General features: G+C 73.4%; 14 protein-coding genes. 8 read left to right on the forward strand and 6 right to left on the reverse strand.

Going from position 1 to position 19690, the window contains the following annotated elements:
• Positions 1 to 126 precede the first annotated feature (126 nt).
• The 7 genes from AB0H81_RS03050 (at position 127) to AB0H81_RS03080 (ending at position 12002) form a co-directional block, all read left to right on the forward strand.
• Entirely contained in the window at positions 127 to 2400 is a 2274-nt protein-coding gene (locus AB0H81_RS03050) for a hypothetical protein (protein WP_358368383.1), read from the forward strand.
• 6 nt (positions 2401 to 2406) lie between these two features.
• The gene (locus AB0H81_RS03055) at positions 2407 to 4227 is read left to right on the forward strand and encodes a UvrD-helicase domain-containing protein (protein WP_358368385.1); all 1821 of its coding nucleotides are present in this window, start codon (positions 2407 to 2409) and stop codon (positions 4225 to 4227) included.
• A 52-nt stretch (positions 4228 to 4279) separates the two neighbouring features.
• The gene (locus AB0H81_RS03060) at positions 4280 to 6127 is read left to right on the forward strand and encodes a sigma factor-like helix-turn-helix DNA-binding protein (protein ID WP_358368388.1); all 1848 of its coding nucleotides are present in this window, start codon (positions 4280 to 4282) and stop codon (positions 6125 to 6127) included.
• 72 nt (positions 6128 to 6199) lie between these two features.
• Complete coding sequence (locus AB0H81_RS03065) at positions 6200 to 7441, forward strand: cysteine--tRNA ligase (protein ID WP_358368391.1); 1242 nt, start codon at positions 6200 to 6202, stop codon at positions 7439 to 7441.
• A gap of 166 nt (positions 7442 to 7607) precedes the next feature.
• Positions 7608 to 10142: a penicillin acylase family protein gene (locus AB0H81_RS03070; protein WP_358368393.1), complete on the forward strand. Its 2535-nt coding sequence runs from the start codon at positions 7608 to 7610 to the stop codon at positions 10140 to 10142.
• A gap of 162 nt (positions 10143 to 10304) precedes the next feature.
• Positions 10305 to 11231 (forward strand): hypothetical protein, encoded by a 927-nt coding sequence (locus AB0H81_RS03075; RefSeq protein ID WP_358368395.1) that lies wholly within the window; start codon positions 10305 to 10307, stop codon positions 11229 to 11231.
• A gap of 120 nt (positions 11232 to 11351) precedes the next feature.
• Positions 11352 to 12002: a hypothetical protein gene (locus AB0H81_RS03080; protein ID WP_358368397.1), complete on the forward strand. Its 651-nt coding sequence runs from the start codon at positions 11352 to 11354 to the stop codon at positions 12000 to 12002.
• 76 nt (positions 12003 to 12078) lie between these two features.
• Here AB0H81_RS03080 and AB0H81_RS03085 read toward each other — a convergent pair whose 3' ends face one another.
• The 6 genes from AB0H81_RS03085 to mshB all read right to left on the reverse strand — a co-directional run bounded on the left by AB0H81_RS03085 (position 12079) and on the right by mshB (position 17527).
• On the reverse strand, positions 12079 to 13422 hold the full coding sequence (locus AB0H81_RS03085) for an MBL fold metallo-hydrolase (RefSeq protein WP_358368400.1): 1344 nt from the start codon (positions 13420 to 13422) through the stop codon (positions 12079 to 12081).
• Positions 13423 to 13695: 273 nt separating this feature from the next.
• The gene (locus AB0H81_RS03090) at positions 13696 to 14103 is read right to left on the reverse strand and encodes a hypothetical protein (protein ID WP_358368404.1); all 408 of its coding nucleotides are present in this window, start codon (positions 14101 to 14103) and stop codon (positions 13696 to 13698) included.
• A 299-nt stretch (positions 14104 to 14402) separates the two neighbouring features.
• Entirely contained in the window at positions 14403 to 15131 is a 729-nt protein-coding gene (locus AB0H81_RS03095; RefSeq protein ID WP_358368407.1) for a hypothetical protein, read from the reverse strand.
• A 474-nt stretch (positions 15132 to 15605) separates the two neighbouring features.
• Positions 15606 to 16109, reverse strand: coding sequence for a flavin reductase family protein (locus AB0H81_RS03100; protein WP_358368410.1), 504 nt, complete (start codon positions 16107 to 16109; stop codon positions 15606 to 15608).
• A gap of 9 nt (positions 16110 to 16118) precedes the next feature.
• Entirely contained in the window at positions 16119 to 16574 is a 456-nt protein-coding gene (locus AB0H81_RS03105) for a DUF6113 family protein (protein WP_358368412.1), read from the reverse strand.
• A gap of 47 nt (positions 16575 to 16621) precedes the next feature.
• Positions 16622 to 17527 carry an N-acetyl-1-D-myo-inositol-2-amino-2-deoxy-alpha-D-glucopyranoside deacetylase gene (mshB, locus tag AB0H81_RS03110; RefSeq protein ID WP_358368415.1) on the reverse strand — a complete coding sequence of 302 codons (906 nt, stop codon included), beginning with the start codon at positions 17525 to 17527 and terminating at the stop codon, positions 16622 to 16624.
• 45 nt (positions 17528 to 17572) lie between these two features.
• Between mshB and AB0H81_RS03115 the strand changes: the two genes are divergently transcribed.
• Positions 17573 to 19639: a prolyl oligopeptidase family serine peptidase gene (locus AB0H81_RS03115; RefSeq protein WP_358368417.1), complete on the forward strand. Its 2067-nt coding sequence runs from the start codon at positions 17573 to 17575 to the stop codon at positions 19637 to 19639.
• Positions 19640 to 19690: the final 51 nt, after the last annotated feature.

Here is a 19690-nt window from a genome sequence, read left to right on the forward strand (position 1 = left end):
TTTTGCCGGACTATGGTCTGTTCGTGGGGCGGCGAGACCGTGCCCACACCGCGATACGCACGTTTTGATGAGTTTGACGAACCTTGCGACGACACGGCGGCGTGAGGGGCCGGTGAACGGAACGGGATGAACTTCAGCCTGAGCGACCTCGTACCACCGTTGAGGTGGAGCGACGCGTCCACGATCACGCTGCTCACCGGGCAGCCGGACCTTCCGGACGCCTGGTGGCGCAGCCTGCCGCTGCCCGGCGTCCTCGCGGTCATCGGGCCGGAGGCGCTGGGAGAGCTGCTCACGGAGATCACGCTGGAGCAGTGGCCCGCCGCCGCCGTGGGCGACGTCCTGCCGGCGTTGCACGTGCTCGATCCCGAGGAGGCGGACGAGCCGCACGTCGCGATCGCGCTCGACCGGGCCGGCTCGTGGGCGGGGCTGCTCGCCCTGACCGGCCGGGAGCTGGTGGACCAGCCGTTCATCCAGGCGCGCGCCGTGCTGGGGACGCTGTTCTCGGCGGTGTTCGCCCGGCTGTCCCCCGTGCCGTCGGGCCCTCCGGTCCCGTCCGCCCGCGCGGTCGAGGCGCCCGCCGCGTTGCCCGTGGCCGCCGCGCCCGTGGCCGCCTCGGTTCATGGGCCGGAACGGGTGGAGGTCTCCGAAGCCGGTGAGCCGGAGGCCGTGAAGCTGTCCGAGCCGGAGGCCGTGAAGCGGCCGGAGGCGGAGGCGGCGCACAAGGCGGGCGAGCCGGACGGCGCCGAGGCCGCGGACGGCCTCTCCGAGCCGCTGGCGGGCGAGGGTGGCGCTGCCGAGCCGGTCGCGGACGAGGCCGCGCGGGCCGGCGTCGAGGCCGAGCACGCCGAGGCCGGTCCGGCCGCCCCGGAGGACGCCGAGCCTGAGCACGCCGAGCACGCCGAGCACGCCGCGCCTGGTCAGGGCGAGGCCGAGGACGCCGAGGACGCGGAAGCCGGGCGTGCGGAGGCCGCGGAGACCGACGACGCGGGGGCTGACGACGCGGGGGCTGACGACGCGGAGGCCCGGCATGCCGAGGTCGCGCAGGCCGACGACGAGCACGCGGAGGCCGAGCAGGTCGAGGACGCCGCCCCAGAAGACGCCGCTCCCGAAGAGGCCGCTCCCGAAGACGCCGAAGAAGTCGAGGACGCCGAGGCGGCCGAGGAATCCCGCGGCGAGGACACTCAGGACGACGAGGAGGAGGCCGCGGACGGCGGCCCCGAGGCCGCCCAGGCCGTCCAGGCCGCCCAGGCCGCCCAGGCCGCGCGTGACCTGTCCGACCTGATCGAGGCGGCGTTCGCCGGGCTCGACGACAAGAGCTGGGCCGTCGCGCAGAACCGGGTGTTCACCGACGAGCCGTCCGCCGTGGACCAGCTCGCCAAGCTGTTCGCCGTCCCGCCCACCGAGATCACCGAGACCGAGGCCGAGCTGCGCGCCCGCCTGGACCGGTGGCTGGGCAGCGACGAGGCGGCCCCGTACCGGGCGCATCTGGACGAGCTGCGCAGGACGATCGGCCCGGCGGCGCCGCGCGAGCGGCTGATCGGCGCCGCTTCCTGGCACACCAAGGAGATCAAGGCGCTGGAGGTGCCGGCCTGGCAGTTCGTGCTGGCCACCTTGCCGGCCCGGCCCGCGCGGGGGCCCGCCGCCGACGGCGGCTCGGCCGCTCCGCCGGGTAAGGCGGGACCGTCCATGTTCCAGGCGTTCACCCCGGCCGCACCGGCGCCCGGGCAGAGCAACGGCGGCTCCGGGGAGCACCACGCGAGCGCCGCCCCCGCCGAGCAGCACGCCGACGAGCACCACGCCGACGAGGAGCCCGCGGACGTCCGGCCCGTGCCCGGGCAGCACGACGTCCCCCGGGGCGGCGAGCAGCAGATCGGCAAGCCGTACCAGCCGCTGAAGGACGTCTCCCAGACGCGGCGCTGCTTCCGCCAGCCGGACGGCAGGTGGTGGCTGCGCGTGGACGTGACGGCGGAGCAGCTCGCCGGCGGGGAGTGCGCGCTGCCGACCGGGTTCGCCGCCTACCTGGGGCTCTCGCCCGGCGAGACGCGCACGGTGCGCAGCGCGGCGGGCGAGCTGACGATGACCTGGCACGGCAGGCCGGTGATGGAGTCGGTGGAGCGGCTGCTGGTGGACGTCGGCGCGAAGGAGGGCGGTCACCTGTTCCTCACGCTGTCGGACGAGGGCGTGCTGCGGGCCAGGCACCTGCCGGTCGCCGCGCAGGGCGCCGAGAAGATCACCAAGGCGCTCCGCCTGGTCGGCTACACCGCTCCGGGCGGCACGCGCGACCAGGCCGCCCGGGTGATCGCCACCCGGATCGGCCTGACGGGCCCCGTGGCCCTGCCGGACCTGCTGAACCGGCTGCGCGAGCGCGGCGACCGCGACCTGCTCGCCCTGCTGGACTGAGGCGCCGTGCCGCGGCTCGCGATCGGCCCCGGGCTCCCCGGGCGGCTCAGCGCACTGGCACAGCCGGTGCGCAGGGACGCCGTGGTCGCGTTACGCCGCTTCCTGCTGAACGTGGCGGGCGGCCCGCACCCCGAGCGGGTGCGCGGCGCCCGCGACGCCCGGGTGGCGACACTGCGCCTGGGCGAGGGCCATCGCGGGGTCGTGGTGCGGCAGCGGGACGTGTACTGGCTGCGCACGGTGCTGCCCGACGCGGAGGCCTGGTCGCACGCGCGCCGGCACCGGTACGGGATCAACCCGGTCCTGGGCGTGGTCGAGGAGTGGGACGCCGACGCGCTCGAACGCGTGGAGCCGGCGCTGCGCAGATCGGCGGGCGCCAACCGGCTGTTCGACCCGATCTGCGACGGCGACCTGCTCGCGCTCGGCATCGACGTGCGGGCCCTGCCCCTGGTCCGGCTGATCACGACCGAGGCGGACGTGGAGGCGCTCGAACCCTTCCTGCCGCCCACCCAGCACGCCCCCCTGTCGGCGCTGGCCCGCGGCGGGTCGCTGTCGGAGGCGTGGCGGGAGCTCGACGGCTGGCGCGCCGTGGACGAGGAGCCGCGCCAGATCGACACCGAGGACCTGTACGCGGCGCTGCGCCGCAGCCCGGATCGGGCGGCGTTCGTCGCCGACAAGGTGGAGCTGGACCGGGTGCTGGGCGCGCCGGAGTGGTGCACGTTCCTGCGCCCGCCGCAGCACCGGCTGGCCCGCGCCCGCCGCTACGAGCAGCCGGTGCTGGTCGTCGGCGGCCCGGGCACCGGCAAGACGCTCGTGGCGCTGCACCGGGCCGCACATCTGGCCGCCGGGGGCAAGGGTCCGGTGCTGCTGGTGACGTTCTCCCAGAGCCAGGGCGAGGACCTGTCGGCCCGGCTGGACACGCTCATCGACGACGAGGCCGTGCGCAAGCGGGTCGAGGTGGGCAACCCCGAGCGGCTGGCCATGCGGATCGTCAGCGACGCCGAGGGCCGCCGCCCCGCGCTCATGGGGCCGGGGGCGCGCTCGCTGGCCGAGCTGACCGACGAGGCGCTCCGGCTGTTGTCGCTGACGACGGGCGACCTGCTCGACGACGTGGATCCGGGACGCAAGCCGTACCGTCACATCGTCGTGGACGACGCGCAGGACTTCAGCCCGGCGCAGTGGCGGCTGCTGCGGGCGGCGGCGCCGCACACGCACGACGACCTGTTCGTCGTCGGCGACCCGCACCAGCGGGTGATCGACACGCGGGTGGCGCTCGGCGCGCTCGGCATCCCCGCCGAGCAGCGCACGCTGCGGGTCTCCTACCGGCTGCCGCAGGAGGTGCTGTCGTTCGCGGTGCGCCTGCGGGGCGGCGGCCCGGTGGACGGCCTGGTCAAGGGCATGTCCCCGTTGTACGGGCTGCGCGCGGCGCGGGCCGGCGAGCGGCCGGTGGTCCTGGCGTACGAGTCGCCGGAGGCGGAGCTCGCGGGCCTGGCCGCCACGGTCCGCGCCTGGCTGGAGGAGGGCGTGCCGCCCGGCGAGATCGCGGTGGCCGCCCGTACCCCCGCCCTGGTGCGGGCGGCCCGGCGGGCGCTCGGTGACCGGGACGTGCGGGTGTCGACGTTCCAGGGCCTGAAGGGGCTGGAGTTCGAGCGGGTGGCGGTCATCGGCGTGGCCGAGGGCGTGGTGCCCGAGACGCCGCCCGACGATCCCGCGGCGAGGGCCCGCGCGTTGCAGCGCGAACGCGGCATGCTGTACGTGGCCTGTACCCGGGCCAGGTCGATCCTTTACATCTCGCACTCCGGAAGAGGCAGCCCTTTTCTGTCGTTCTGAGCACATAGTCTGAACTGCGGATATCTTCCCATTGCCGGTTGGTTGGACCCGAATGAATCTCAGCCTGAGCGACCTCGCGCCACCCGTGCGCTGGACCTCTCCTGGTCAGGTCGCGCCCATCGCGGAAGATCCCCAGCTGCCCGAGGCGTGGTGGCAGGCGATCCCGCTCGATCGCGCCTGCGCCGTCATCGGCACCCAGGCCGTCGCCGGCCACCTCGCCGACCTCGCCGTGGCCTGCTGGGGCCACCTGATCCTCGGCGACATCCTGCCGCTGCTGCGCTTCTCCGACCCGGCCGAGGCCGAGCGCACGCCGGAGATGCTGGGCAAGGACGTGGTGCAGAAGCTGTTCGGCGGCGTGTTCGAGCGGCTGCTCGAACCCGTCGCCGACGCCCCGGCGGCGCCCGCCCGGCGCGACAAGCCGCTGCCCGACCTCATCGACGCCCTCTTCCGGGCCCTCGACGACCGGCAGCGGGCCATCGCCCGCGACCGGCTGTACGCGGCCCAGCGGGTCACCCTCGACGAGCTGGCGCAGCGTTTCTCGGTCACCCGGGAGCGCATCAGGCAGATCGAGCGCGACCTGCGCGACCACGTGGAGGCGTGGCTCGGCGGGCCCGACGCGGTGCCGCTCGTCGCGCACGTCACCTGGCTGCGCGGCCGGCTGGGCTCCGCCGTGCCGTCCGACGACCTCGCCGCGGCCGTGCCGTGGCACCGCGCGGAGCTGCGCACGCTCGGCATGCCCGCATGGAGGTTCGTCCGCACCCTGCTGACCGGCTACGAGCAGGCCGAGGGCTGGCTCGTCGCGGGCGGCGCCGAGGAGCTGCGGGAGAAGACGCGGCAGCTCTTCACCGACGGGCCGCGCCCGCTCGCCGAGGCCGTCACCATGGTCGCCCAGCTCGGCGTGCGCGAGGACGTCGCCGAGCGGTGGATCAAGTCCGTTCCGCAGCTGCGCGTGCTGGAGCAGCACGTCGTGCCGTGGCCGCGCAGCATCAACGAGAAGGCCGAGGCCGTGCTGGCCGTCGCCGGCAAGCCGCTGTCGCCCGAGGAGATCCAGGAGCGCATCGGCGAGGACTACAGCCTCGTCGGCATCCGCAACCAGCTCACCGCCGACGACCGGTTCCTGCGGGTCGACCGCAACAAGTACGGGCTGACCAGGTGGGGCGGCGACGAGTACCTCGGCATCCGGGAGATGATCGCCCGCGAGATCGAGCGGGCCGGCGGCGAGGCGTCCGTCAGCACCATCGTCACCAACCTCACCTCACGCTACGACGTCAGCGAGAGTTCGGTGCGGGCCTACTCGGGCGGTCCCGGGTTCGAGCGGACCCAGCGCGGGTGGATCCGGGTGGCGGGCACGTCCCCGGCCGGCGGGACCGCCGAGCCGTACCAGCCGCGCAAGGACGTCTCGCTGACGCGGCGCAGCTTCCGCAGCCGCGACGGGCGGTGGTGGCACCGGGTGGACGTCAACGCCGAGCACCTGCGCGGGTCGGGCTCGCCGCTGCCGACCGGGTTCGCGGCCTACCTCGGCATGGCGCCCGGCGGGCAGCTCACCGCCTCGACGCCGTCCGGGGACGTGGTGGTGAGCTGGCACAACCAGCCCACCATGGGGTCGATCCGCAACGTGCTGGCCGACTTCAAGGCCGGCGAGGGCGACCACGTCTTCCTGACCGTGTCCGACGGGGGTGAGCTGCTGACGCGCTACCTTCCGGCCGCGCCGGTGGCGATGCCGCCGCTCAACCGGGCGCTCTACCTCATCGGCTACACGGCGCCGGTGACCTCCGAGGCGGAGGGGCTGCGGCTGATCGGGGCCCGCGTCGGGCTGCCCGACACGGCGACGCGCGACGAGGTGCTGACCCGGCTGCGGGAGCGCGGCGACCGCGACATCCTCGGCTTCCTGGGCGGCTGACCGCGTCGCGGCCCTCTTGGTGGCCTGACTCTGGTGGGCGCGGTCCTGGTGGGCGCGGTTAGGCTCGGAGCCATGCTGCGGATCCACGACTGGCGGACCGGGACGAGCGGGGAGATCGCGGTGGGGCGGGCGCTGCGGATGCACGCGTGCGTGCCCTCCGTGGACGGGCGGCCCCGTCTCGGCGAGCTGCGGCCGCTCCTGGTGGCGGACCTCGTCCGGCGGGTGCTCGAACGCGGGCGTGTACGGGTCGTGGCCTGCTGCCCACGTAGCCTCGGGCCCGGCGCCTCTTCGGACGTCGGTGGGGAGCGGGACGCCGCCGACCTCAACGTCCGGCCGGCCGAGCACGCGCCGCTCCCCGACGAGACCGTCGCCCTCGCGTTGCGGCTCGTCGAGACGCTCGTGGAGAAGGGGCACGCGTACGTGGTGCCGGGCGGGACGGTCTTCTTCGCCGCCGGTACGTACCCCGGCCTCTCCGTGGGCACGACGGGCGACGCCTCCCGCGGGGCGGGCGACGCCTCCCCGGGCGGAGCTGGGAGCGGGGAGGAGGTCGAGGGACGGCGCTCCCCCGCCGACTGGGTGCTGTGGCGCCCCGCCGGCGCGGAACCGTCCTGGGAGTCGCCCTGGGGCCGGGGCGTGCCCGGGCCGCATGTGGCCTGCTCGGCCGTGCCGCTGGGACTGCTCGGAGGCCGGGTGGACGTCCACGTGGGCCCGGACGGCCCGGACGGCGCGCGCGTCGAACGTGAGCGCGCGCAGAGCGACGCGGCGGCCGGGCACGAGGTCGTGCGGCACTGGGTGGGCACGGCGGAGGTGTCGTTCGGCGACCGCCCGGCGGACGACGGGGCCGGCGAGGCGATGACACCGCCGCTGTCCACCCCCACGGACACCCACCCGCACACCGGGACGCCCCCATCCACCCCCACGGACACCCACCTGGACGCCGGTACGTCGCTGTCCGACGTCGTTCAGGCCGGGTTGGACCCGCTGGCCGTGCGGATGGCGTTCCTGGAACACCACTACCGGCGGCCGATCGGGCTCACCTGGGACGTCCTGCGCGCCGCCGACCGGGCCGCGCGTCACTGGCGCAGGCGGGTGGCGCAGTGGTCGGAGTCGCCCAGCGCGCCCATGGCGGCCGAGTACGTGAAGCGGGTCGAGGCAGCGCTCGATGACGATCTCGACACTCCGGCCGCGCTGCGGGTGCTGCGGGAGCTGGAGGACGACGCGTCGGTGTCGCCCGGCGCGAGGTTCGAGGCGTTCCTGCACGTGGATCAGGTTCTGGGGCTCGACCTGTCCGGCGACATCGGCAAGGGCCTCTGAGACCCTTCCGGGGCCCGCCCTCCACAGAACGTGATCATGAATGAATGCGCCGTGACGCCGGGATTCCGGGCCCTCCGGAACCCGGCCGCGAGCGTGCGAGAGGAGTGATCGGGGCCTGTCAGACTAATGGTCCGGCGCGGGAGGACGCGGAGGATCGGAGGTTTTCGTGAGGTTGAGGCCCTACGCCTGGCTGCCGTGGCCGTTGCGCTGGCTGGCGCGGGCGCTGACCGTTCTCCTCGCCCTCGCGCTGGTGCTGACGGGGGTCGTCGTCTACACCGTCCGCAAGTCGTACCCCCAGGTGGACGGGTCACTGCGGCTGCCCGGCTTAACCGGCAATGTAGAGATTTATCGCGATAAATCTGGAATTCCGCAGATTTACGCGGACACCTCAGAAGACCTGTTCATGGCGCAGGGATTCGTCCACGCGCAGGACCGCTTCTGGGAGATGGACTTCCGGCGGCACGTGACCGCCGGACGGCTGTCGGAGCTGTTCGGCGAGGCCACGCTCGACAGCGACAAGGCCATCCGCACCATGGGCTGGCGCAGGGTGGCCGAGCAGGAGCTTTCCGAGCTGTCCGAGCGCACCCGGCGCTACCTCGACGCGTACGCCAAGGGCGTGAACGCCTGGCTGCGGGCCAACCCCAACGCCTCCGACCGCAGCCTCGAGTACTCCGTGCTCAAGCTGACCGGCGTCGACGCCAAGCCGGAGCCGTGGACGGCGCTCGACTCCGTCGCCTGGCTCAAGGCCATGGCCTGGGACCTGCGCTCCAACATGGAGGACGAGATCGACCGCGCGCTCGCCCTCACCAGGCTTCCGCGCGAGCGGGTCGAGCAGCTCTACCCCGGATACCCGTTCGACGAGCACGCGCCGATCGTGACGCGCGGCGCGATCCGGCGGGACCAGTTCGACCAGACGGCCGCGCCGCGGCGGGGCCAGGGCACGCGCCCGCGCGGGCAGGGCGCGGCCGCGCTCGCCCAGGCCGCGCGGACGCTGGACGCCGTGCCCGGCACGATGAGCGGCGCCGACCGCGACGGCATCGGCTCGAACTCGTGGGTCGTCTCCGGCGAGCACACCCGGAGCGGCAAGCCGCTGCTGGCCAACGACCCGCACCTGTCCGCCGCGATGCCGTCGGTCTGGTACCAGGCGGGGCTGCACTGCCGCGAGCTGTCGGAGCGGTGCTCGTACGACGTGACGGGGTTCACGTTCTCGGGCGTCCCCGGCGTCGTCATCGGCCACACCGACAAGATCGCATGGGGGTTCACCAACCTCGGTCCGGACGTGGCCGACCTGTTCCTGGAGCAGGTCTCGGGCGACACGTACCTGTACCAGGGCGAGCAGGTCAAGCTGGACAAGCGGCAGGAGACGATCAAGGTGGCGGGCGGCGACACCGTCACCATCGAGGTGCGCTCCACGAGGCACGGGCCGCTGATCAACCAGGTCATGGACGACGTGAAGCCGTCCGGGGGCGCGAACGCGGTGGCGCTCCAGTGGACCGCGCTCATGCCCGGCCGCACCGCCGACGCGATCTTCGCGTTGAACGAGGCGGGCGACTGGCACGAGTTCCGCGCCGCGGCGGCGCTGTTCGAGGTGCCCGCGCAGAACCTCGTGTACGCCGACACCTCCGGCAACATCGGTTACCAGGCGCCCGGCCGGATCCCGGTGCGCGAGAAGGGCGACGGCACCTGGCCGGTGCCCGGCTGGACGGGCGAGTACGACTGGAAGACCGCGCCCATCCCCTACGACCGGCTCCCGTCGGTCGAGAACCCGCCCGAGGGCTACATCGTCACGGCCAACAACGCCGTCATCGACCCGCGGCGCTACCAGCCGCTGCTGACCAAGGACTGGTCGTACGGGTACCGCTCGCAGCGCATCACCGACCGGCTGAAGCAGGCGATCGCCAAGGGCGACGTGGACGCCTCCACCATGGCCGCGATCCAGCGCGACACCCGCAACGGCCTGGCGGAGACGCTGGTCCCGGCGCTCATGGACGTGCGGATGGCGGGCCCCGCCGTACAGGCGCGGGAACTGCTGAAGGGTTGGGACGGCTCGCAGGGCGCCGACTCCGCGCCCGCCGCGTACTTCAACGCGGTCTGGCGTCACCTGCTGAGCGACGCCTTCGACGACGACCTGCCCGAGGGGGCCCGCCCGAGCGGCGGCGACCGGTGGTACCTGGTGGTGCGGCGGCTGCTCGACACGCCCGACGACCCGTTCTGGGACGACACCGCCACCAAGGGCTACCGGGAGACCCGCGACGACATCCTGCGGCAGGCGATGGCCGACGCGTACCAGGAGGTGTCCGGACAGCTCGGCTCCGACGTCCGCGCCTGGCGCTGGGGCGACCTGCACCGGCTCACGCTCACCAACGCCTCACTCGGCACCTCGGGGATCGCGCCGGTGGAGGCGCTGTTCAACCGGGGGCCGCTGAGCGTGGCGGGCGGCAAGGACGCGGTGAACGCCACCGGCTGGAACGTGGGCAAGGGGTACGAGGTCACGTCGGTCCCGTCGATGCGGATGGTGGTGGACCTGGCGGACCCGGACAGGTCGCAGTGGATCAACCTGACGGGCGCGTCGGGGCACGCCTTCCACGCCAACTACTGGGACCAGGCGGAGACCTGGGCGAAGGGGGAGCTGATGCCGATGCGCTCGAAGCCGGAGTCGGTACGGCAGTCCGCGGCCCACACGCTCCGCCTTCGCCCCTGAGGGCACGGCTCGTGAGGCAGGGCTCGGCGGGCGACCGCTGAACGGACGGGTCGTCTGCCGGTACGCCCTGGACGGGACCTTTCGTCCGTACGACCCCGGTCGTACCGCAGGACCAACCCTCAGGTTGACGCGCCCGAGCCCTCGTTTGCGCACCATGGACGCATGAACAGGCTCTGGTACACGATCGCCGCGGTGATGGTCCTCGCGGGGCTCGCCCATCTCGGCCTGCTCCTGGTCGACGGCGGCCCGTGGGACGGCCCCGTGTCGTGGCGCAAGCCGTTCACGTTCGGGGTGTCGTTCGGGCTGAGCGTGGCGACGCTGGCCTGGGTGACCGGGCTGGCCGGGCTGCGCCCGCGGCCGCGCGGCACGCTGGTCGGCGTGTTCACGGCCGCGTCCGCCATCGAGCTGACGCTGATCACCATGCAGGCATGGCGTGGGGTGCCGTCGCACTTCAACTTCGCGACGGGCTTCGACTCGCTGGTGAGCGCGACCCTGGCGGCGGGCGGCCTGGTGCTGGTCGTGGTGACGATCTGCGCGACGGTGGCGGTGTCGCGCCGGAGTCCCGGGGTGGCGCCCAGCGTGCTGCTGGCCGTACGAGCGGGGTTCGGCACGCTCCTGGCCTCCATGGCCTTCGGCGCCCTCATGATCGCCCAAGGGGTGACCCAGGCGCGCTCGGGCCACCAGGACGCGGCCTACACGGTGGCCGCGGCCCTCAAGCCGGCCCACGCGGTGCTCATGCACGGCGTCCTGCTGCTGCCGGCGCTGGCCTGGCTCGCGGGCCGCACGCTGCCGGAGGAGCGGCAACGGCTGCGCCTGGTCCGGCTGGCGCTGGGGGCGTACGTGGTGGTGGCCGGGGTGGTGTGCGGGTTGTCCCTGGCGGGCGTCACGGCGGCAGCCCCGGCGACGGCCTCGGTCCTGTCGGCGGGTGCCGTCTCCACCGCCGCCGTGGCGGCCCTCCTGTGGCCCCACCCTCGCGTCGCCGTCGATGGGCGTGGACATGGACGACGGGAGAAACTCCGGCGCGGCCTCGAACCAATGGTCGCGCAGTGGCATCCAACGAGATCACAGCATCAGAAGGGACTCATGTGATCATCGAGTTGGGCGGCGCCTTCGGGGCAGGCCACCATGTCGTCGCCGATGGGCCTTTCGCCGGGTGCCGGGGCCACGCATGACGCAGGGTGCCCTCGCAGCCGTGAGCGTGTCCCCGGCATGGTGATCCGCGAACGCGCCCCACGCTCCACGCAGCGAATCGACGTGACCCGCCTCCCCGAAGACGTCGTGGCGCTCATCGACGCCCTCGAGCCTGGCGAGAACCTGGTCCTCACGCGTGACGGCGCATCGATCGCGACGATCTCCAGCACCATTGACGTGGTCCAGGGCGCCATCGTCGATCGCGACGCGCCGGATGAGACCGACGATCAAGCACCGGTCGACTACGAGAGCGTGACAGTCGTGGCCACCGCGATGGAGTTGTCGACCGCGGCCCGGGTTGCGCTGTCCACCCAGCTCGGGGCGGACTACGTGGTGCTCGACATGCATGCGGCTCCCGCGACGACCGATGTGCTGCTGGTACCTCCAGGCAGCCCGCAGCTGATCGGGGCGCTGCGATCGATGTTCCCGAAAGCTCGCGTCATCGTCACCGAGATCGAGGACCACGAACTCGGAGTCCAGTACCACGGCCCGGTCCGACGGCTGCTCAACGCCGGCGCTGACGGGTATCTCCCTCCGGCGACCCTCCCCCACCTGGCCAGGCAGCTTGACTACACACTGAATCAAGGGCGTGAGATCGCCGGCGGGGCCACTGCACCGCTGCAGATCACAGCACCGACCGTGGAGCCGGCAGATCCCGACGACGACTGACCCCGGCGCCTCTTCACTGGACGGCCGGGTGGCGGATCACCGTAGCGGCCGTCGTGGGTGGCCGGCCTTCCCGGCCTCACCCGCCCATCCGCTCACTCACCGCCGAGGCACCGGCCGTGGCCCCCTCACGAGCCTCCTGGCGCGCCGCCGAGGCACCGGCCGTGCTCTCCTCACGAGGATCCCGATGCGCCGCCGGGACGCGGGCCGCGGCCTCCTCACGAGGATCCCGATGCGCCGCCGAAGCGCGGGCCGTGGCCCCTTCGCGGGCGGCCCGGCGTGCCGCCTCCCGGTCGCGCCGCCGCCCGGCTTCCCGCCCCTGCTCACGACGCGAAGGGGAGACCGACACGGGCACCTGCGCAGGGTCCGTGGTGCGGGCCGAGTCGGCCATCGCGCTCGGCGCCGCCGGCACGACGAGAGCGGGCACCTTCTTCTCCACCGGTGCGCCCGTCAGAGTGCCGGTCGAGGCGCCCGCCGGTGCGCCGGTCGAGGTACCCGTGGAGGTGCCTGCCGATGCGCCCATGGAGGTGCCTGCCGACACACCCGCCGGAGTGCCCGCCGACATGCCCGCCGGTGTGAACGCGCGGGACTCGCCCACCGCCAGATCCCACAGGTCCTCCCGGGCCAGGCCGTGGGCTTCCCACTCCGCGCGCGCCTGCTCCACCGGCGCCAGCAGCGGCTCGCTCGACAGCACGAACGTCCCCCAGTGCATGGTGGCCATCCGGCGGGCCCCCACGTCCAGGCAGCCGCGCACCGCCTCCGCCGGGTTGACGTGGGCCGCCTTGGCGAACCAGTGCGGGTCGTATCCGCCCACCGGCATGAGCGCCAGGTCGAGACCCTGGTAGCGTTCGCCGATCTGCGCCAGCCGCTCGCCGTACCCCGTGTCGCCGGCGAAGTACACGGAGCGGCCGATCACCCACCCGCCCCACAATGTCCTGCAGGTGTCGAAGACGCCGCGCCGGCTCCAGTGGTGGGCGGGCACGAAGTCGAGCGTGACGCCGCCGACGGCCGCGGACTCCCACCAGTCCAACTCGGTCACGTCCGTGAACCCACGGCGGTCGAACCAGGCCGCTAACCGGGCCGGCACGAACATCGGCGTGTCGCGCGGCAGCCGCCGGACCGTGGGGGCGTCCAGGTGGTCGTAGTGGTTGTGGCTGATGACAACGGCGTCGATCTTCGGCAGGTCGCTCCAGGCCACCCCGGGAGGAGTGAGGCGGCCCCGCACCCCGGGGATCTTGCGTGACCAGACCGGGTCCGTGAGGATCGTCAGTCCCCCGATCTGCACCACGAAGGTGGAGTGGCCCACCCACGTCACCATGGTCCGGCCGGCCTCCGGGCGGGGCAGGCCGCCCGCGCGGCGCACGGGGATGAGGTCGGCGTCGCCGCCTCGGGGGCGGACGCCGCCGTTCCAGGTGACGCTCAACAGTTCACGGTACGCGGGGAGGGGGGCGGTCAGTCGATCCTTGAAGCCATCTGGCCACTTTCGCGGTGGAATGGGAGACTTCGTCATGATCCGCCCCTGCCCTGGGTGACGGATCAGTCACTTATGCCGCTTCTCACCTGCGTACCTTCGGTCACGACAGGGCCCAGGCACCACCCACCCGGTGCATGGACGCCCCGGAGCGCCGGACCGCGCGACTCGATGTCCGCACCGCCCGAACCGCGAGGAGCGGCCGCAGCGAGCCTCGCGCTCCGCTCACCTGCGCCAGCGCAGGGGGGCGCGCGGATAGCCGCCGTCGTCCAGGCCCGCCAGGCGTTCGAAGACGTTGTACGAGGCCTGATGCCCGCACACGATCACCGACGCCAGCATGGACACGAGATACAGCGGCAGCATCGGCAGTCCGGCGCACCACGCCCACTGGGTGGCGTGTCGGCCTTCGTGCAGGATGAGCCGCTCGTCCAGCTCCGTCCGGCGGGTGAGGACGACGTTGCCGACGGTGAACGCGCCCGCGATCGGGAAGCGGTAGCGGTAGCCGTGGGCGAGGATGAGCCCGTTGGGCCCGGACTGCCTGGTGGCTCCGCCGATGACGGAGATGAGGAGACCGAGCGGAGTGGAGAGATTGATGTAGTTCACCACCCGCCGGAACCGGTAGCGCCTATTCATGCGTCTCAGTCTTGACCAATCTTGACAAGTCGGAATAATGATCTGCGTCCTGAAATCTCCCCTGAGAGCAGGATTATGAGATTAATGACGCTGGGCGCGCTGCTCGGAGCGCTGGCCTTGGCCGGTGCCGGCGGCATCGCGATCACCCAGACCTCATCGACTGATCCCCTGGGCTTGTCCGACCCTCCTCTCCGGGTCGTGGTCGCATCGACCAACACCCCCACTCCCACACCGACGCCAACCCCCACGGTCGGGAAGTACACCGCGAAGACGAAAGTCGTCAAGAAGGACGGCGTCTCTCATCTGAACGTCTCGATCACGTACGACGGCGCGGCACGCTTCACCGTCAAGCAGAGGGTCTGCAAGGGCAGGTCCTGCAAGACGGCCACCAGCGAAGTGCCCGTGACCACCGGCGCCGGGCAGGTCACCAGGAAGCTCGGCAAGGGCACGTACAAGGTACGGGGCAAGCCCAAGGTGAAGGCGCGGGCGCTGCCGTGGCCCACCCGCACCGTGACGGCCACCCCCACGGCGTACCCCACCACCACGGTCACGGCCACCCCTGAGCCCGCCGACACGGTGACGGTCACCACGACGGAGACCGCCACCCAGCAGGTCACGACGATCGTCACGCAGACGGCGCCACCCCAGACGGTCACGGCCCCGGCGGAGACCGTGACGGCGACGGTCACGTTCACGTGCCGGCCGGTCACGGAGACGCCCGTCCCGGGGGCGCCTGTCCCGGGGGCGCCGTCGGACGGCGCGGCGGCGTTCACCACCCCGGCGGTGACGGCGCCCTCGGACACCCCGGCCCCGGAGACGCCCGCGACGCCGACGCCCACACCGCCGGTCGCCACCTCGCCGACTGACACGGTCGCCCCCACCGGCACGCCCACCGACCCGGGCACGCCCTCGGCCCCGCCGGAGCCGATCCCCGCCTGCCCGCCGGCCACGGGCTCCCCCACCGATCCCCCGTCGGAGGCGCCCCCCTCGGAGTCGCCGACACCGGAGCCGACCACCGAAGCGGCCACGGCCCCACCCCAGTAACCCCTCGGTCCCCTCCACCGGCTGATCCTCCAGCGTCAGAGCCCGGCACACCGGCCGCCACTCACAGGCGACCGGCGTACCGGGCTCCGGCACGCCACCCGCCGACCACGCCACCGAAGGCGGAAGCTGGTCCCTGCCGAGCGTCGCCGGAGACAGCCGAACGCCGGTCACCACCGAGCGTCGCCGGAAACAGCAGGATGCCGGTCACCTCGCAGGCCGCGGACCGGATGTCGGCGATCGCGGAGCCCGGAGGCCGGTCATGGCCGACCGCCGCTGGAGGCCGGATGCCGGGCAAGCCGTCGTGGTGGAGCGGCGGACCAGAGCGACCCCGGCCCCGGCCCACGTCGCGCGCGTCGCGGCGCCCCGCCATGCGCGCTGGAGGAGCGTGCCCCTGGACAGGGCCCGGCCACGTGCGGCGACTGGGCCCTCCCGTGCCCCGCCGTAAAAGAGGAACGATCTTAAGAGGATGTCCCGTAGCGGCCGTTGTGGTAGAGGAGGGGGGCGGTGTCGGACGGGGTGCCGAGGTGGGTGACGGCGCCGACGACGATCGAGTGGTCGCCCGCGGGGTGGACGGCCGTCGTCCTCGCCTCCAGCGTGGCGATCGCCCCGTCGAACAGCGCGACCCCCGCCGGCGACCGGTGGTGGGGCCAGCGGGCGAGCTGGCCGTCGAGCGACCTGCCCCGGTGGGCGAAGAAGCGTGAGGCGTCCTCCATGGACGCCGGCAGCACCGAGACCCCCCACACCCCGGCCTCCAGCACCGCCGGGTGGAAGCGGGCCGCCTTCTCGGCGCAGAAGAGCACCAGCAGCGGCTCCAGCGAGACGGACGTGAACGAGTTGACCGTCATCGCGTGGTCCACCTCGCCGAGCCGGGTCGTGACGACGGCGACGCCGGTGGCGAACTTCCCGACGACCTTCCGGTACGTCCGTTGGTCCACGGGCCGGCTGAGGGAACCATGGTGCACGGATGTACTTTACGTCGGGTTTCGCGGAATCTGCCCGTGCAGGAGCCACGAACCGCGCGACGACGACGGCGACAGCAGGAAGGCCCCCACCGCCGCCGCGATCCCCCCGTACAGGTAGACGTAGCCGGCGGGGCTGCCGGAGATGACCAGGTCGCCCTGCTTGAGCTGGAACGAGAACGGCATCGACACCAGCAGCCACCCGGCGGCCGTCACCGCCGCCGCGGCCCGGGACCGCAGCATCCGGCCGGCCCCCAGGCAGGCGCCGAACAGCGCCAGCAGCCAGCCGATCGCCGCGACGGGTACGGGGCCGATGTGCCAGGTGGCCTGCGTGAACCCGCCCACGACCCCCATGACGAGCCCCAGCACGAACAGCATGCCGTAGACCGCGCCGCCGAGCGCCGAGCCGGTCCGCCCGCGGTCCTCCGTGTCGGACAGCGCCGCACCGGCCTGCTCGCGATCCTCCATGTCGAACGAGGTTAGTGGATTCCGAGAGGCACCCGCCGACGAGGAGGTCAGTGGACTCCGGCGAACAGGTCGTTCTCGCGGTTGTGGGGCTCGCCCAGGCCGCCGGCCTCGACGGGGGCGCCCGGCACCGACGGCCCCGGCACTCCGATCGCCAGCACGTAGTGCTCGACCCCGAGCGCCTCCTGCCCGATGCCGTTGGACAGCGCGAACCACGGCTCTCGTACCGTCACCTGGGTGGCGTGGGCGCGCAGGGCGGCCAGCTTGGCCCCGACCCACGGCCGCGCGTCGATCTCCGTGGTGATCGCCTCGTCGGTGCTGCCGAAGGGCATGTCGTCCACGTCCTCGACGAGGAAGCCCGACTTCGCCTCGCGCAGCGCCTCGGCCGTGCGCCGCATCACCGAGCGGGCCGCGGCCGTGTGGTAGAGCTTGGCGATCTGCCATGGCTCGCCCTCGCCGAAGCCCGGGTCGGCGGCCAGCTCGAACGCCCGCCGCGACACCCGGTTGGCCTGGATGTGGTCGGGGTGCCCGTAGAAGCCGTTCGCGTCGTAGGTCACCAGCACCTGGGGCCGCACCTCGCGGATGACCTCGACCAGCTCCCCCGCGGCCTCGTCCAGGTCGGCCTGCCAGAACGCGCCGGGACGCTCGTTGGAGGCGACGCCCATCATCCCCGAGTCGCGCCAGCGTCCCGCCCCGCCGAGGAACCGGTGGTCGCGCACGCCCAGCGCCTCGCAGGCCGCCGCCAGCTCCCCGATCCGGTACGGCCCGAGCGCGTCGTCGCGGTCGGCGGCCAGGTGCGCCAGGTGCTCGGGGATCACCTCGCCCTCCTCGCCGAGCGTGCAGGTCACGAGCGTGACGTGGGCGCCCTCGGCCACGTAGCGGGCCATCGTGGCGCCGGTGCCGATCGACTCGTCGTCGGGGTGAGCATGCACGAGCAGCAGCCGTCGATCGGTCATGAGTCCGAGCGTAACCAATTCCGGCTTCCTGGCAGGATTGGGCCCATGAGTGAGAGCTTCCCGCGTCTGTCGGCCAGGACCCGCCGGTTCACCCTCGGTGTGCCCAGGGGCTTCACGATCTCCCCTGACGGATCCAGGGTGGTGTTCCTGCGGACGAGGACCGGCACCGACCCGGTCACCTGCCTGTGGGAGCTCGACACCGGCAACCACGTCGAGCGTCTCGTCGTCGACCCGCGCGCGCTCGACGCCGACGAGGGCGACCTGCCGCCCGAGGAGCGCGCCCGGCGCGAGCGCAGCCGCGAGCAGGCGGGCGGCGTGGTCGCCTACAGCACCGACGCCGACGTGACGACGGCCGCGTTCGCCCTGGCGGGCGGCCTGTACGTGACGGAGCTGGCCAGCGGCCGGACCCGCCGCCTGGACGTGCCCGGCGCGGTGATCGACCCGCGCCTGTCGCCCGGCGGCCGGCACGTCGCGTACGTCTCCGAGGGCACCCTGCGCGTCCAGGACCTCGCCTCGGGCGAGGACCGCGCGCTGGCGACGCCCGAGGCGCCGACCGTGACGTACGGCCTGGCCGAGTTCATCGCGGCCGAGGAGATGGACCGGATGCGCGGCCACTGGTGGTCGCCCGGCGGCGACGCGCTCCTGGTGGAGCGGGCCGACGAGGCCCCGGTCCACACCTGGTACGTCTCCGACCCGGCCAACCCCGACCGGCCGGCGACGGCCCAGCGCTACCCGGCGGCGGGCACGCCCAACGCGGTCACCGAGCTGTTCGTGCTGGGCCTGGACGGCTCGCGCGTGGCCGTGCCGTTCGCGGACGAGTACCTGACCACGGCCTCCTGGGACTCCCACGCGCTGTCGATCGTGACGATGCCGCGCGACCAGAGAACGCTCCGCCTGTTCGAGGTGGACCCGGCGACCGGCGCCTCGACGCTGGTGCGCGAGGACACCGACCCGGCGTGGGTGGACGTCGTCCCGGGCGTGCCGGCCCACCTCGACGACGGATCGCTGGTGTGGGTGGCCTCGGCCGACGGCGGCAACCGGCTGTTCGTCGGCGACCGCGCGGTCACGCCGCCCACGCTCCAGGTGCGGGCCGTGCTCGACGTCGACCACGACAGCGTGCTGTTCAGCGCGAGCGGCGACCCGACCGAGATCCAGCTCTGGACGTGGGACGGCCACTCGCTGCTGCCGGTCTCGACCCGTTCCGGGGTGTTCTCGGGGCGGATGGCCGGGGGCGTCGGCGTGCTCACCGAGCAGAGCCTCGACGCCGAGGGCGTGTCCACGACGGTCGTGCGCCGCGACGGCGTGGCGATCCCGATCCCGTCCGTGGCCGAGCGTCCCGGCCTCGACCTGCGCGTCTCGCTGGGCCGTTCCGGCCGCCGCGAGCTGGCCACCGCCGTGGTGCTGCCCTCCTGGTACGAGCCGGGCTCGGGGCGGCTGCCCGTCCTCATGGACCCGTACGGCGGGCCGCACGCGCAGCGCGTGCTCAACCGGCGCGGCGGCTACCTGGAGAGCCAGTGGTTCGCCGAGCAGGGGTTCGCGGTGATCGTGGCCGACGGCCGCGGCACCCCGGGCCGGGGGCCGGAGTTCGAGCGGGCCGTGCTCAACGACCTGGCCACCCCGGCCCTGGAGGACCAGATCGACGCCCTGCAGGGCGTGGCCCAGCAGTACCCCGACGACCTCGACCTGGGGCGGGTGGCCATCCGCGGCTGGTCGTTCGGCGGCTACCTGGCGGCGCTCGCGGTGCTGCGCCGGCCGGACGTGTTCCACGCGGCCGTCGCGGGGGCGCCGGTGACCGACTGGCGGCTGTACGACACCTGCTACACCGAGCGCTACCTGGGCCATCCGGACGAGCAGCCGGACGTGTACGACAACTCGTCGCTGTTCGGCGACGCGGCCAAGCTGGAGCGGCCCCTCCTGCTCGTCCACGGCCTGGCCGACGACAACGTGGTGGCGGCCCACACGCTGCGCCTGTCGTCCGCGCTGCTCGCGGCGGGGCGCCAGCACAGCGTGCTGCCGCTGTCGGGCGTCACCCACATGACGCCGCAGGAGATCGTCGCCGAGAACCTCCTGCTGCTCCAGGTGGACTTCCTCAAGCGCGCGCTGGGCGACTGACACCGGCTCGGCACCGGAGGACAGAAGGTGGCCGCGATCCTTCCTAGTGTC

It is taken from the genome of Nonomuraea sp. NPDC050691 (assembly GCF_040654455.1).
GTDB lineage: Bacteria > Actinomycetota > Actinomycetes > Streptosporangiales > Streptosporangiaceae > Nonomuraea.